At 71.1% G+C, this 14,840-nt stretch carries 13 protein-coding genes and 2 pseudogenes; 11 read left to right on the plus strand and 4 right to left on the minus strand.

The annotated features are described in order from the left end of the window. From CVO76_RS03770 to CVO76_RS03790, 5 genes are all read left to right on the plus strand, one after another. The coding region (locus CVO76_RS03770; RefSeq protein ID WP_208740724.1) for an amidase family protein at nt 1–942 on the plus strand (942 nt) is incomplete at its 5' end. Continuing rightward, nucleotides 942–2,456: an Asp-tRNA(Asn)/Glu-tRNA(Gln) amidotransferase subunit GatB gene (gene gatB / locus CVO76_RS03775; RefSeq protein WP_133082126.1), complete on the plus strand. Its 1,515-nt coding sequence runs from the start codon at nt 942–944 to the stop codon at nt 2,454–2,456. The genes CVO76_RS03770 and gatB, both read left to right, overlap by 1 nt. 25 nt (nt 2,457–2,481) lie before the next feature. Then, nucleotides 2,482–3,372 carry an aminoglycoside phosphotransferase family protein gene (locus CVO76_RS03780; protein WP_208740725.1) on the plus strand — a complete coding sequence of 297 codons (891 nt, stop codon included), beginning with the start codon at nt 2,482–2,484 and terminating at the stop codon, nt 3,370–3,372. Between the two features lie 147 nt (nt 3,373–3,519). Continuing rightward, nucleotides 3,520–4,563, plus strand: a complete 1,044-nt coding sequence (gene tdh / locus CVO76_RS03785; RefSeq protein WP_208740726.1) for an L-threonine 3-dehydrogenase — start codon at nt 3,520–3,522, stop codon at nt 4,561–4,563. A 15-nt stretch (nt 4,564–4,578) separates the two neighbouring features. After that, nucleotides 4,579–5,844: a glycine C-acetyltransferase gene (locus CVO76_RS03790; protein ID WP_208740728.1), complete on the plus strand. Its 1,266-nt coding sequence runs from the start codon at nt 4,579–4,581 to the stop codon at nt 5,842–5,844. A gap of 31 nt (nt 5,845–5,875) precedes the next feature. Here CVO76_RS03790 and CVO76_RS03795 read toward each other — a convergent pair whose 3' ends face one another. Both CVO76_RS03795 and CVO76_RS03800 read right to left on the minus strand, forming a co-directional pair. After that, on the minus strand, nt 5,876–6,160 hold the full coding sequence (locus CVO76_RS03795) for a YchJ family protein (protein WP_347876223.1): 285 nt from the start codon (nt 6,158–6,160) through the stop codon (nt 5,876–5,878). Nucleotides 6,161–6,293: 133 nt separating this feature from the next. After that, nucleotides 6,294–7,315: pseudogene (locus tag CVO76_RS03800) on the minus strand (NADPH:quinone reductase). Nucleotides 7,316–7,433: 118 nt separating this feature from the next. Between CVO76_RS03800 and CVO76_RS03805 the strand changes: the two are divergent. The 4 genes from CVO76_RS03805 to CVO76_RS03820 all read left to right on the plus strand — a co-directional run bounded on the left by CVO76_RS03805 (nt 7,434) and on the right by CVO76_RS03820 (nt 11,380). Continuing rightward, a complete protein-coding gene (locus CVO76_RS03805) occupies nt 7,434–8,531 on the plus strand; it encodes an NAD(P)/FAD-dependent oxidoreductase (RefSeq protein WP_208740730.1) in 1,098 nt (365 codons plus the stop codon). A gap of 169 nt (nt 8,532–8,700) precedes the next feature. Further along, on the plus strand, nt 8,701–9,690 hold the full coding sequence (locus tag CVO76_RS03810; RefSeq protein ID WP_208740732.1) for a cation diffusion facilitator family transporter: 990 nt from the start codon (nt 8,701–8,703) through the stop codon (nt 9,688–9,690). Nucleotides 9,691–9,699: 9 nt separating this feature from the next. Then, nucleotides 9,700–10,182 carry a cation:proton antiporter regulatory subunit gene (locus tag CVO76_RS03815; RefSeq protein WP_133082134.1) on the plus strand — a complete coding sequence of 161 codons (483 nt, stop codon included), beginning with the start codon at nt 9,700–9,702 and terminating at the stop codon, nt 10,180–10,182. Between the two features lie 7 nt (nt 10,183–10,189). Next, nucleotides 10,190–11,380 (plus strand): cation:proton antiporter, encoded by a 1,191-nt coding sequence (locus CVO76_RS03820; RefSeq protein ID WP_208740734.1) that lies wholly within the window; start codon nt 10,190–10,192, stop codon nt 11,378–11,380. 9 nt (nt 11,381–11,389) lie between these two features. On the opposite strand, the gene CVO76_RS03825 is transcribed toward CVO76_RS03820, so the two are convergent. Continuing rightward, nucleotides 11,390–12,235, minus strand: a complete 846-nt coding sequence (locus CVO76_RS03825; RefSeq protein WP_208740736.1) for a siderophore-interacting protein — start codon at nt 12,233–12,235, stop codon at nt 11,390–11,392. 49 nt (nt 12,236–12,284) lie between these two features. Beyond that, nucleotides 12,285–13,868, minus strand: a complete 1,584-nt coding sequence (hutH, locus tag CVO76_RS03830) for a histidine ammonia-lyase (protein ID WP_208740737.1) — start codon at nt 13,866–13,868, stop codon at nt 12,285–12,287. Nucleotides 13,869–13,968: 100 nt separating this feature from the next. Here hutH and CVO76_RS03835 point away from each other — a divergent pair, with 100 nt between their 5' ends. Beyond that, entirely contained in the window at nt 13,969–14,652 is a 684-nt protein-coding gene (locus CVO76_RS03835; RefSeq protein ID WP_208740739.1) for an IclR family transcriptional regulator, read from the plus strand. Beyond that, nucleotides 14,649–14,840 (plus strand): annotated as a pseudogene (locus tag CVO76_RS03840) (urocanate hydratase); the annotation flags it as partial. The gene CVO76_RS03835 and the pseudogene CVO76_RS03840, both read left to right, overlap by 4 nt.

Raw genomic sequence — 14,840 nt, forward strand, 5'->3', positions numbered from 1 at the left:
GTGAAGCCCACCTACGGCGGCGTCTCCCGCTACGGTGCGATCGCGATGGCCTCCTCGCTCGACCAGATCGGCCCCGTGTCCCGGACGGTCCTCGACAGCGCCCTGCTGCACGAGGTCATCGGCGGCCACGACCCCCACGACTCGACGTCGCTGACCGATCCCGTCGGCGCACTCGTCGAGGCCGCCCGCCTCGGCCAGGTCGAGGGCATGCGCATCGGCGTCATCAGGGAGCTGCAGGGCGAGGGCTACCAGGCCGGTGTCCTGACGCGCTTCTCGGAGTCGCTCGAGCTGCTGCGTTCGGCGGGTGCTGAGATCGTCGAGGTCTCCTGCCCCAACTTCCAGTACGCGCTCGGTGCCTACTACCTGATCATGCCGTCGGAGGCCTCCAGCAACCTCGCGAAGTACGACGGGGTGCGTTTCGGGTTGCGTGTGGTGCCCGACGGCGCCCCGACGATCGAACGCGTCATGGGGGCCACCCGCGCCGCAGGCTTCGGGGACGAGGTCAAGCGCCGCATCATCCTCGGCACCTACGCGCTGAGCGCCGGCTACTACGACGCCTACTACGGCTCGGCGCAGAAGGTCCGCACACTCATCCAGCGCGATTTCGCCGCAGCCTTCGAGCAGGCCGACGTGCTCATCTCCCCGACAGCCCCGACCACGGCGTTCAAGCTGGGGGAGAAGCTCGACGATCCGCTGGCGATGTACCTGAACGACGTCGCCACCATCCCGGCGAACATGGCGGGCATCCCCGGCCTGTCGCTGCCGGGCGGCCTCGCGGACGAGGACGGGCTGCCGGTCGGCATCCAGCTCCTCGCGCCGGCCCGCCAGGACGCGCGCCTCTACCGGGTGGGCGCCGTCCTCGAATCACTGCTCGAAGACACGTGGGGCGGCCCGCTGCTGGCCCAGGCCCCGGCCATTCCAGGAAGCGCAGGTGGGAAGTAATGACTGCTGTAACCGATGAGGTCCTGACCTTCGACGAGGCCATGGAGAAGTACGATCCCGTGCTCGGGTTCGAGGTCCACGTGGAGCTCAACACGAGGACCAAGATGTTCTCCTCCGCACCCAACGCCTTCGGGGACGTGCCCAACACCAACGTGACGCCCGTGGACCTCGGCCTGCCCGGCGTCCTGCCCGTCGTCAACGGCGTCGCCGTGGAGTCCGCGATCAAGATCGGCCTCGCGCTGAACTGCAAGATCGCCGAGAAGTGCTACTTCGCCCGGAAGAACTACTTCTACCCGGACACCCCGAAGAACTTCCAGACCTCCCAGTTCGAGGACCCCATCGCGTACGACGGCTCCATCGACATCGAGCTCGCCGACGGCACCGTCTTCACGGTCGAGATCGAGCGCGCCCACATGGAGGAGGACGCCGGCAAGCTCACCCACATGGGTGGCTCCACGGGCCGCATCCAGGGCGCCGAGTTCTCGCTCGTGGACTACAACCGCGCCGGCGTGCCCCTCATCGAGATCGTCACCAAGCCGATCGAGGGGGCCGGATCGCGAGCCCCCGAGCTCGCGAAGGCCTACGTCGCCGCGATCCGCGAGATCGTCAAGAACCTCGGTGTCTCCGACGCCCGCATGGAGCGCGGCAACGTCCGCTGCGACGCCAACGTCTCCCTCCGCCCGCACGGCCAGGAGAAGTTCGGCACCCGCACCGAGACCAAGAACGTGAACTCGCTGCGCGCCGTCGAGCACGCGGTCCGCTACGAGATCCAGCGGCACGCCGCCGTCCTGGACTCCGGCACGCCGATCCTGCAGGAGACGCGCCACTGGCACGAGGACACGCGTTCGACGACTTCAGGGCGCCCCAAGTCCGACGCCGACGACTACCGCTACTTCCCCGAGCCCGACCTCGTGCCCGTCGTGACGAACGATGCGTGGATCGAGAAGCTGCGCGCCGAGCTCCCCGAGCCCCCGGCGGAACGCCGCAAGCGCCTGCAAGCCGACTGGGGCTACTCCGACGCGGAGTTCCGCGACGTCGTCAATGCCGGCGTGATGTCCTCGATCGAGGACACCGTGGCCGCCGGCGTGAGTGCCGCCGTCGCCCGCAAGTGGTGGATGGGCGAGATCTCTCGCCGTGCCAAGCTCGCCGACCTCGAGCCCGCCGAACTGGGCGTGACGCCCGAACTGATCGTGGAGCTGAACGCGCTCATCGAGTCCGGCAAGATCAACGACAAGCTTTCCCGCGACGTGCTCGACGGCGTCCTCGCCGGCGAGGGCACGCCGGCGGAGGTCGTCGAGCAGCGCGGGCTCGCCGTCGTGTCCGACGACGGGCCGCTGCTCGAGGCGATCGACGGCGCCCTCGCGGCCCAGCCCGATGTCGCCGACAAGATCCGCGGCGGCAAGGTCCAGGCCGTCGGCGCGATCGTGGGCGGCGTCATGAAGGCGACGCGCGGACAGGCCGACGCCGGGCGCGTCCGTGAGCTCATCCTGCAGCGCCTCGGCGTCGAGGGATAGCTCCAGCAAGATCCGGGAGGGTGCGATGGCGGTTCTGCCGAGGGCGGAGATCGACATCCCACCCTCCCTCGTCGTATCGCTGCTGGCAGACCAGCACCCGGACCTCGCGGACCGCGCCCTGCGGCCCGCGGGCCACGGCTGGGACAACGAGCTCTTCCGGCTCGGACCGGACCTCGTGGTGCGGCTGCCCCGGCGGCAGGTCGCCGACGCGCTGATGGTCGCCGAACAGCAGTGGCTGCCCGTTATCACGGCGCGGCTGGCCGTGCCGACGTCGGCGCCGCTCCGGTGCGGTGTGCCCGGTCCCGGCTACCCCTGGCACTGGTCCGTCAGTCGGTGGATCGAGGGGGAGTCCGGCATCACCGTGCCCCGCGCCCGTCGCCTGCCGGCGGCCCGCCCGCTCGCACGGTTCCTCGCGGAGTTCCAGCAGCCCGCTCCGCCCGGTGCCCCTGTCAGCCCCGTGGGCCGGGGCGGGCCGCTGGCGGCGCGCGACGACGTCCTGCGGGACCGGCTCGCATCGCTGCCGAACGCCCCGGAGGGCCTTCTGCTCCGGGTATGGGACGAGGCCCTGGCCGCTCCAGCCTGGACGCGGCCGGACCTCTGGCTGCACGGCGACCTGCACCCGGCGAATCTCGTGCTCGGACCGGGCGGCGTGCTGGCCGGCGTCGTCGACTTCGGGGACCTGTGCTCCGGTGATCCGGCGACCGACCTCGCCGCCGCATGGCTCGTGTTCGACGCGGCGGGCAGGTCGGTCTTCCGCACGGAGCTCGAGGCCCTGCGGCCGGTCGACGCCGCCACCTGGGCGCGGGCGCGGGGCTGGGCGATGAGCATGGGCAGCGCACTGGCGGCCTCGTCCGACGACGCCCCGGAGTTCCTCGCCCTCGGACTCGAGGTCCTTTCGGCGGTGCTCGAGGACTGACGGCGGCCCCGCCGTGCGCTCGAGCCCACGCGTGCCCGCCGTCGTCCGCTGATAGTGTTGCTGCCGGGCATATCCCGCCCGGCACTCGTACCGCACAGGCCCGGCCCATCCCGCCGGAGGCCCGGAGCGGCATGGAAGGAATGTCCAGTGAAGGCGCTGTACAAGTCCGGGGCGCACCCCGGTTTCGAACTCGTGGACCGACCCGAGCCCGAGGCAGGGTGGGGCGAGGTCAAGATCCGCGTGATGACCACCGGCATCTGCGGCACCGACCTCCATATCGAGAGCTGGGACCCCTGGGCGCAGGGCATGATCTCCGCACCGCTGATCCCCGGCCACGAGTTCTACGGCGAGGTCGTGGCCCTCGGCGAGGGTATCCGCGGCGTCCGTGTCGGCGACCGGGTGTCGGGGGAGGGCCACATCGTCTGCGGCGTGTGCCGCAACTGCCGGGCCGGCCGCCGACAGATGTGCATCCACACCTCGAGCGTCGGCGTGCAGCGCGACGGCGCCTTCGCGGAATTCGTCGTCGTCCCCGAGACCAACGTCTGGGTGCACGACGCAACCATCACCCCCGAACTCGGCGCCGTCTTCGACCCCTTCGGCAACGCCGTCCACACCGCGCTCAGCTTCCCGCTCGTCGGCGAGGACGTCCTCATCACCGGGGCCGGCCCCATCGGTCTCATGGCCGTCGCCGTCGCCCGCCACGCCGGGGCCCGGAAGATCGCCATCACCGACGTCTCCGCCCCGCGCCTCGAGCTCGCCCGCGGCGTGGGCGCCGACATCGCCGTCGACGTCAGCCGCATGCGCATCGCCGAGGCCCAGCGCGCACTCGGCATGAAGGAGGGCTTCGACGTCGGGATGGAGATGTCCGGGCACGCCACGGCCCTGCCCGAGATGATCGACAACATGAACCACGGCGGGCGGATCGCCATGCTCGGCCTGCCCTCGGGGCCCATCTCGATCGACTGGGGCAAGGTGGTCACGCACATGCTCACCCTCAAGGGCATCTACGGGCGGGAGATGTTCGAGACCTGGTACGCCATGAGCGCCATGCTCCAGTCCAACCGGACGCTGCGCGAGGCGGTGTCGTCGGTGGTCACCGACTGCCTGCCCGCGGGCGAATGGCAGCAGGGCTTCATGACAGCGCGCGACGGCGCGAGCGGCAAAGTGGTCCTCGACTGGACCACCTTCTAGGGAAACGGGAACACCATGTACTCAGCAGTCCGCGGCCAGCTCGCCGATGAGCTCGACGCCATCCGAAGCGCAGGCCTCTTCAAGCACGAGCGGCGCATCTCCTCGCCCCAGTCCAGCACCATCACAGCGGGAGCCCTCGGCGCAGGTGACGCGCGGGTGCTCAATTTCTGTGCGAACAACTACCTCGGCCTCGCCGACCATCCGCAGATCATCGCGGCGGCCAAGACGGCCCTCGACGAGCGGGGATTCGGCATGGCCTCGGTCCGCTTCATCTGCGGCACCCAGGACCTGCACCTCGACCTCGAGCGGCGCGTCTCGGAGTTCCTCGGCACCGAGGACACCATCCTGTTCTCCTCCTGCTTCGACGCGAACGGCGGTGTCTTCGAATCGCTCCTCGGCGCGGAGGACGCCGTGATCTCCGACGCACTCAACCACGCGTCGATCATCGACGGCATCCGCCTGTCCAAGGCCCAGCGCTTCCGCTACGCGAACCGGGACATGGCGGACCTCGAGGCGAAGCTGCAGGACGCCTCGGGGGCCCGACGCCGCCTGATCGTCACGGACGGCGTCTTCTCCATGGACGGCTACCTGGCTCCCCTCGAGGCCATCTGCGACCTGGCAGAGCGGTACGACGCGATGGTCATGGTCGACGACTCGCACGCCGTCGGCTTCATGGGTGCGACCGGCGCCGGGACCCCGGAGCACGCGGGTGTCGCGAGCCGGGTGGACATCTTCACCGGGACCTTCGGCAAGGCGCTCGGTGGTGCGTCCGGCGGCTATGTCGCCGCCCGCGCCGAGATCGTCGCCCTCCTGCGCCAGCGGGCCCGCCCGTACCTGTTCTCCAACTCCCTCGCGCCGTCCATCGTCGCCGCGACCCTGACGGCACTGGACCTCGTGCAGAACAGCGGGGAGCTCCGGGAGACCCTCGCCCGTAATGCGGCCCTCTTCCGCCGCCGCATGACCGAGGAGGGCTTCGAGCTCCTCGAGGGCGAGCACGCGATCATCCCGGTCATGTTCGGCGACGCCGTGCTCGCCGCCCGCACCGCCGACGCCATGCTCGCGCACGGCGTCTTCGTCACGGCGTTCAGCTACCCCGTGGTGCCGAAGGGCGCCGCCCGCATCCGCGTGCAGCTCTCCGCAGCGCACACCGGCGAGGACATCGAGGCCTGCGTGCAGGCCTTCGCCGCCGCGCGCGCCGAGGTGGACGCGGGCAGTCCGGGAGCGGATGGCGGGCAGGCGTCCGACGCCGGCGCGCCGGGCGCGCACGTGGGTGGCGCGTAATCCGGTACCACTTCGCGGGGTGCTGCAGGTCCTAGGCGCGCACGTCCCCGTCGACATACATCCAGCGCCCTTCCACCCGGACGAATCGGCTGCGCTCCTGCAGCAGCCCCGACCGCCCGGCTCTCCGGAACGATGCTCGGTACTCCACCACGCCGGCGTCGTCGCAGTCGCCGCCGAGGACCGTGTCGACGATCTGCAGGCGCCGCCACTCGACGTCCCCGTCGAGATCGACGGTATCCGGACGTGTCGATGGGTCCCACGAATCGAGCAGGTACCTCTCGAGCCCGAGAGCGAACGCCGAGAACCGTGAGCGCATCAGTGCTGACGCCGTCGAAGCTGCCCCTCCCCGGTGGAGCGGCCCGCAGCATTCCCCATACGGCAGAACGGTTCCGCAGGGGCAGTCGTCGAGCGTCATACGCTTCCTTTCCTGACCGGGAAGGGTCGATCGCTCAGGAGTTCTCGTCGGAGACGCGAATGATGACCTTGCCGGTCACACCGTTCTCGACGGCGTCGTGAGCGGCGCCGGTCTCCTCGAGCGGAAACCAGGAGAGGGGGAGTCCGGCAGCCTTCCCGACAGGCAATACCCCGCTGCTCAGCGCCGCCGTGATGTCCTCCGCCGCAGCGGCGAGCGCATCCTGACCCACCGTGTAGAGCAGCAGGCCCTGCCAGCGGACGTTCTTCGCGAAACTCGCGACCACGGGGGCGGTGAAGTCGTCACCATCGTTGTTCGCGTAGTACGCGATGGAGCCATGGTTGGCGATCACCTCGACGTCGAGCGCCGCGTTCTGCCCGGGAGACACCTCCACGACATGGTCGACGCCGCCCGGAGCAACCTCGCGGATGTGGTGGGCGAGGGAATCGTCGGGGTAGCGGAGCACGTGGTGGGCCCCGCAGCGAGACCGAGCTCGGCCTTCGCGTCGCTGCTGACCGTTGCGATGACGGTTGCGCCCGCCCAGGCGGCGAGTTGGATCGCCGCGTGGCCGACGGCTCCGGCGCCGCCCTGGACGAGAACTGTGCGTCCCTCGAGGGCGCCGGGAGCGAGTCGCGACGGCCCCTGCTCGTGGACGGTCAGGGCGCGGTGCGCCGTCATCGCCGGTACACCCAGGCTGGCTGCCACATCGAGATCGACGCCGTCCGGCAGGCGGACAGCCCGTTCGGCGGGAATCACGGTGAACTCCTGGGCGGTGCCCGTCGGGCGGCCGTGAGCAGCGAGGTAGATCCATACCCGGTCGCCTACCTGCGGCTCGGTGACGCCCTCCCCGACCGCGTCGACGACTCCGGCGCCGTCCTGGTTGGGGACTACCTCGGGGAACGGGAGGTCGCCGTCGGCGCGGGCCTTCCAATCCGTGGGATTCACGCCGGAGTTGACGATGCGGACCCGCACTTCGCCCGGACCGGGCGTCGCGACGTCGCGGTCGACGAGAGAGAGAACGGAGGAGGGACCGGTGGAGGAGTAGACGATTGCTTTCACGACTAGCCGGAACTATCGGTGCCCGGACGGTATTCCCCGGGCTCGGGGTCCGCCCTATCGACGGGGAGAGCACACCGGACGCCCCCCGGATGGGGGAGCGCCATCCTAGGATGACGGAATGAGCCCCCTCGAGTGCGACGTCCTGATCATCGGCGGAGGCATCGCCGGCCTGTCGCTGGCGTCCGCCCTGGCGCCGTTCGCCGGCGTGGTGCTCGTCGAAGCGGAGTCCTCGCTCGGGTACCACACGTCGTCCCGCTCGGCGCGCCAGCTCATCCCGAGCTACGGCCCCGGGCCCGTCGTGGACCTCACCCGCCGCACGCTGGACCTGCTGGCCGGCGTGCAGTCCTCCACGGGACTGCCGCTGACCGTCCCGCGGTCCTTCCTGCTCGTCGGATCCGAAGCCGACGTCGCGGCGAAGGCGAACGCATCGATGCGCGGGGTGTCCCACGCGGAAGCGCTCGCGCTGTGCCCCCAGCTCCGTCCCGCATCGTTCGAGGCCGCCGCGATCGACACGGACTGCGTCGGCACCGACACCGACCTCCTGCTCGAGTACCACCGGCGGAGCGCCGGCGACGACGGCGTCATCATCCTGACCGGGGCACCCGTGACCTCCGCACGCTACGACGGTGGCGGCTGGAGCGTCCGTGCGGGATACCGGGCCATCCGTGCCGGCGTCGTGGTCGATGCGGCGGGAGCATGGGCCGACGGCGTGGCGGAGCTGTGCGGGGTCGCACCGCAGGGCCTCGTGCCGCTGCGTCGCACCGCCGCGATCGTGGCGGCGGAGAACGCACCGCGGGTCGGAACGCCGATGGTCGCCGCCGCCGACGACTCCTTCTACTACCGGCCCGACGCCGACGGCGTGCTCATCTCGCCCAGCGAGGCGGAACCCGCCGAGCCGGGCGACGCACAACCCCGTCCGGGGGACGTCGAGCGGCTCGTCGCGTACCTCGATCGGGTGACGACCCTCGGCATCACGTCGATCCGGCGGTCCTGGACGGGCCTGCGGACACAGCGCGACAGCGGTCTGCCGGTCGTGGGCTTCGATCCCGCCCACCCCGCGTTCTTCTGGCTCGCGGGGCAGGGTGGCTACGGCTTCCAGACGTCGTCGGGCATTGCAGAACTCGCGGCCGTGCTGCTCACCGGAGCCGATCCTGAGGATCTCGGCGCCGATCCCGGACGGGTCGCGGCCGCCGCGGCAGCCCTCCGCCCCGCCTGAGCCCGACGACGGGATCGCCGTCGCCCGCAACGGTCCGTCACCGTGCGGGACGCCCGCCCCTCGCGCGGGGAGAACTCGTAGAGTTGGAGCCGGAGGCTCCGCGGCGCACGTGCCGGGCGGCCTGGTCATCGAGCCGCCCGGAGCCGGGCAGAGGGAACGGAACCCAACCATGTCAGCAGGTGGAGGCAAGAAGGCGATCATCGCGGCGCTCGCAGCGAACCTCACGATCGCCGCGCTCAAATTCGTGGCCTACGCGCTCACGCGCTCGTCGTCCATGCTCGCCGAGGGAATCCACTCGGTGGCGGACTCGGGCAACCAGGTCCTCCTGCTCGTGGGAGGCAAGCGTGCCAAACGCCAGGCCAGCCCGGAGCACCCCTTCGGCTACGGCCGGGAGCGGTACATCTACGCCTTCATCGTGTCGATCGTCCTGTTCAGCGTCGGCGGGCTCTTCGCCCTCTACGAGGCGTACCACAAGTACCAGGACCCCCATCCCATCGAGGGATCGTTCTGGTGGGTCCCGCTCGCCGTCCTGATCGGGGCCATCATCGCCGAGTCCTTCTCGTTCCGCACCGCCATCAGGGAGTCCAACCACACGCGGGGGAGCATGAGCTGGGTGCGCTTCGTCCGCACCGCCAAGTCGCCCGAGCTGCCGGTCATCCTCCTCGAGGACTTCGGTGCGCTCCTGGGTCTCCTGTTCGCCCTGATCGGCGTCTCCATGACGCTGCTCACCGACAACGGTGTGTGGGACGCGGCAGGGACCGCCATGATCGGCCTCCTCCTCGTCGCGATCGCCGCCGTCCTCGCGGTCGAGACCAAGAGCCTGCTCCTCGGCGAGAGCGCCTCCGCGGACGCCGTCGCGAAGATCGAGGCAGCCATCAGCGACGACGGCACCACACGCATCATCCATCTCAAGACCCTCCACCTGGGTCCCGACGAGCTGCTCGTCGCCGCCAAGATCTCGGTCGAGAGCCAGGACACCGGATCGCAGATCGCCGGTGCGATCAACGATGCGGAGCAGCGCATTCGGGCAGCTGTCCCGATCGCCACCGCCATCTACCTCGAACCCGATCTGTACGCTCCCCGCGCCACCGCCACGCCGTCAGCGAACGGGAGCTCCGCAGCGCCCCGACCGGACAGCGGGTCGTCCGGGCAGGTCTAGGATGGGCGCATGAACGTCATCGAAACGCGCCTCCCGGGCATCGGAGTGCGGCGAGAGATCGTCACGGGCTCCGGCCGGAGGGTGGGGATCGTCGCCCAGCGCGACGGCGACCTCGACCTCATCATCTCCAAGGCCGGCGACCCCGACGCGTGCGTCGCCTCCATCCCGCTGACCCCGGACGAGGCGGCGACCATCGGCAACCTCCTCGGTTCGCGCCAGCTCGTCGCGCAGCTGACGGAGGAGCACCGCGACCTTCCCGGCGTCTCCACGCGCCAGTTCCTGATCGAGCGCGGCTCACCGTTCGACGGCCGCCCCCTCGGGGACACCCGCATGCGGTCACGGTCCGGTGCGTCGCTCGTCGCCGTGCTGCGCTCCGGTCAGGTACAGGCCTCACCCACGCCCGATTTCACGCTCGCCGCCGGCGACCTGCTGGTGGTGGTGGGCACGTCCGAGGGCCTCGACGCCGCAGCGGACATCCTGCGCAACGGCTGAGCCGCCTGTGCACACGACCGCCCTCACTCTGATCGAACTCGGCGCAATCCTCCTGTTCCTCGGGATCCTCGGGCGGCTCGCCGGCCGGATCGGGCTCTCGCCGATCCCGCTCTATCTCATCGGAGGCCTGTTCTTCGGGCAGGGCGGGTTCATCGAACTCGACGGAGTGATCGAGTTCAGCGAGGTCGCCAGCGAGATCGGCGTGGTGCTGCTCCTGCTGATGCTCGGCCTCGAGTACACGGCGAAGGAGCTGGTGACAGGCCTCCGCCAGTCCTGGCTGGCCGGCATCGTGGACTTCGCCCTGAATTTTACGCCGGGCGCGCTCGTCGCCGTCGTCCTGGGCTGGGGTCCCGTCGCCGCGCTCGTGATGGGCGGGGTCACCTACATCTCGTCCTCGGGCATCGCCGCGAAGGTCATCAGCGACCTCGGCAGGCTCGGCAATCGGGAGACGCCCACCGTCCTCGCGATCCTCGTCTTCGAGGACCTCGCCATGGCCATCTACCTCCCCGTCCTGACGGCCGTCCTCGCCGGCCTCAGCTTCGCCGGCGGCCTGGGCACCGTGGGCATCTCGCTGCTCGTGGTCACGCTCGTGCTGGTCATCGCCCTGCGGTGGGGCAACGTCGTCTCGGCCGTCGTGGACAGCAGCGACCGGGAGGTGTTCCTCCTGACCCTCATCGGCGCCGCGCTCCTCGTCGCGGGCCTCGCCTCCGCCCTCCAGGTCTCCGCGGCCGTCGGCGCGTTCCTGCTCGGCATCGCCATCTCGGGCGCGACGGCGGAGAACGCCGCGCGCATCCTCGAACCCCTGCGGGACCTGTTCGCCGCCATCTTCTTCGTGGTGTTCGGGCTCAACACGGATCCGTCGTCGATCCCTCCGGTCCTCGCCTTCGCGCTGCTCCTGGCCCTCGTCACGTCGGTCACGAAGATCGCGACCGGCTGGTGGGCCGCGGGACGGCAGGGCATCGGCAGGCTCGGGCGCGCACGTGCAGGCGCAGCGCTCGTGGCGCGCGGCGAGTTCTCCATCGTCATCGCGGGACTCGCGGTGGCGTCCGGGGCCGTCCTTCCCGACCTCGCCGCCCTGGCCACGACCTACGTGCTGCTCATGGCCGTCCTCGGACCCGTCCTGGCACGCCTCGCGGAACCCGCCATGGACCTGCTGGACCGGCGCCCGAGGAGGCGCCCGCAGGAGATGACGGCCTAGGGCGCCGTCCTAGTCGTCGAGGATCTTGCCGATCGGCTCCCGCTTCTCCGCCTGGAAGGTGTCCTCCTCGCGGCCGTAGGCCCAGTACCCGGACAGGGAGACCTGCGAGCGCGCCAGGCCCTTCTCCTTGAACAGGACGTCGCGGAGGGCCTTCATGGCGCCACGCTCGCCGTGCACGAAGGCGTCGACGGTGCCCTCGAGCCACGGCCCCGCGGCGACGGCGTCCGCCAGCAGCGTCGTCGTGCCGGCCGGCCGACCGTCCCGCTGGAGCCAGTGCAGCTCGAGGCCCGCGGGCGCGACGAGGGGGAGGATGTCGGCGGCGCTGTCCACCTCGAGATAGGCGTGCCCCAGGGCGTGCGGGTGGAGTGCCTCGATGCCGGCCGCGATCGCCGGAAGGGCGGAGTCGTCCCCGACGAAGAGGTGCCAGTCGGCGTCCTGGTCCGGCGACCACTTGCCGGACGGGCCCATCAGCACGAGGGCGTCCCCCGGGGAGGCCTTCGCCGCCCACGGACCGGCGACGCCCTCGTCGCCGTGGACCACGAAGTCGATGGCGAGCCGCTGCCCGGCGGGGTCGAGCCAGCGGATGGTGTAGGTCCGCTTCACCGGGCGGTCCTCGGCCGGCAGCGCGTCCTTCAGTGCCGCGAGGTCGTAGGGCGGTACCAGCCCGAGTTCCGGCTTCGCGAAGAGCAGCTTGGCGTACTTGTCCGTGGCGTCGCACTCCTGCAGGTCGGCGAAGCCCGGTCCGCCCGCCACCACCCGCACGAGGTGCGGACTCAGCCACCGGGTCTCCAGGACCGTGAGGACGGCCTGTGGGCGAGGGGGCTTGCGGAACGGTTCGGACACGGGCGAGGACATGGAGCGGCGCTTCTTTCCGGGGAGAGTGGTTAGCCCACCCTAACAAGCTTCACGGGAGGGGTGCTGGGAGCACGGCCGTCGCGGCCGCGAGCAGCGCGTCGTCGTCCACGAGCAGGCGGGCCGCCTCGATCTCCGGAGCGAGGTAGCGGTCCGTGCCGGGACCCTCGACATCGGCGCGCAGCCGGGCCCGCACGGCGGAGATCGGAGCGGAACTGCGCAGGCCACCCTCGGCGCCCGCCCCGCCGTCGCGCATGTCCAGGGCCCGTGCGGCCGTGAGGATCTCGATGGCGAGCACACGGGTCAGTCCGTCGATCGCCCTGCGCAGCTTCAGGCCCGCGGCCCAGCCCATCGACACGTGGTCCTCCTGCATCGCGGACGAGGGGATGGAGTCGACCGATGCCGGGGCGGCGAGCCGCTTCAGCTCGGACACGATACCCGCCTGCGTGTACTGCGCGATCATGTGGCCCGAGTCCACGCCGGGGTCGTGGGCGAGGAACGCATTGAGCCCGTGGCTGCGGGACTTGTCGAGGAACCGGTCCGTGCGTCGTTCGCTCATGGAGGCGACGTCGGCGACGGCGATCGCCAGGAAGTCCAGGACATAGCCCACGGGTGCGCCGTGGAAGTTCCCGTTCGACTCGATGCGCCCGTCCGGGGTGATCACCGGGTTGTCGATGGCGGAGCCCAGTTCGATCGCGGCGACGGATTCGGCGTGGGCCAGGGTGGCGCGCGCGGCGCCGTGCACCTGGGGAGCGCACCGGAGGGAGTAGGCGTCCTGGACGCGCGTGAAGCGGTGCCGCCCGGTCTCCGAGGTGAGCTGCTCGGCGATGAGCGGGGATCCCTCGAGGAGGGCTCGGATGGACGCGGCGGAGGCCACCTGGCCCGGGTGCGGGCGCAGCGCATGGAGGTCCTCGGCGAAGACCGCATCGGTCCCCAGGAGCCCCTCCACGCTCATCGCCGCCGCGAGGTCCGCGGTCGTGAGGAGGCGGTGCAGGTCGGCCGCGGCGAGGACCAGCATGCCGAGCATGCCGTCCGTCCCGTTGATGAGGGCCAGGCCCTCCTTCTCGCGCAGTTCCACCGGGGCGATGCCTGCAGCGGCGAGGGCGTCGGCGGCGGGGACGAGCTCCCCGGACCGGGTCCGCACGTCGCCCTCGCCCATGAGCGCCAGGGCGACGTGGGAGAGCGGGGCGAGATCCCCCGAGCAGCCGAGGGAGCCGTACTCCCCGATGACCGGCGTGATCCCGGCGTTCAGCAGGGCGGCGTAGGTGGACGCCACGACCGGACGCACGCCCGTGCGTCCGGTGGCGAGGGTCGAGAGCCGGCCGAGCATGAGCCCGCGCACCACTTCGCGGTCCACCTCCGCGCCCGAGGACGCCGCGTGGCTGCGGATGAGGCTGCGCTGGAGCTGGCTCCGCTGGTCGAGCGGGATGTGCTTGGTCGCGAGTGCGCCGAATCCGGTGGAGACGCCGTAGTGCGGTGTGCCGTCGTCCACGAGGGACTCGATGACGGCGCGGGACGCGGCCATCGCGGACAGGGCGTCCGCCGCGAGCTCCACCTCCGCGCCATGACGCGCCACTGCGACGACGTCGGCGGGGGACAGCGGGCCGGTCCCGACGATCACGGAGGGGTGCGACATGGTGCCTCGGTTCCTGCGGCTCGCGCCGCTCTTGCCATTCAATGAAAAGGACGTTTCAATAAGTGAAATATACGGCAGGGCTGAATGCAAGGAGGCGACCATGGCAGAATCCTCGACCCGCACCGTCGAGCGGGCGCTCGTGCTCCTCGGGGCCGTCTGCGACGCCGGGTCGCTGACGCTCGCGGACGCCGCGCGGGAGACGGACCTGTCGGCGTCGACGGCCCTGCGCCTGCTGCGCACACTCGAGGGGACGGGCTTCGTGCGCCGTGACGCGCTCGGCGCCTACCGGCCCGGGCTCCGCGTGGTGCAGCTGGGAGCGCAGGCCCTGGGCCACGAGTCGCTCGTCTCCCTCGCCGAACCCGCACTCGAGCGCCTCGTGGACCGGACGGGCGAATCGGCCTACCTCAGCGTCCCGTCGCACGACGGCGAGGGCGTGTACCTGGCCATGCGCGAGGGCACCCACTCCGTCCGCCACGCCAGCTGGGTGGGCCGGAGCATCCCGCTCGCCGGGACCGCCGTGGGCGCCGTGCTGACCGGCAGCCCGGCCGCCGACGGGTTCGTCGTCGTCCGCGACGGCGTCGAGGCGGACGTCACGGCCATCGCCGCGCCGGTGTCACCCGGCGCACGGACCGTCGCCGCCCTCAGCGTGGTCGTCCCCAGCTACCGCATCACCGAGGCGGAGGCACACCGTATCGGTGAGCTCGTCGCGCAGGAGGCGGCCACGCTCCTGACGCGGCAGGACGCCGCCGCCCTGACCGAGGACCTGACAGGAGAACCAGCATGACCAGCAGCACGACGACCCCCACGCACGATCCCTCCCGCTCCATCCGCGCGGCCCGCGGCCCGCAGCTGACGGCGAAGAGCTGGCAGACGGAAGCACCGCTGCGCATGCTGATGAACAACCTCGACCCGGAGGTCGCCGAACGGCCCGAGGACCTCGTGGTCTACGGCGGGACGGGCCGCGCGGCCCGC

The organism is Arthrobacter agilis (assembly GCF_002953615.1).
Lineage (GTDB): Bacteria > Actinomycetota > Actinomycetes > Actinomycetales > Micrococcaceae > Arthrobacter_D > Arthrobacter_D agilis_B.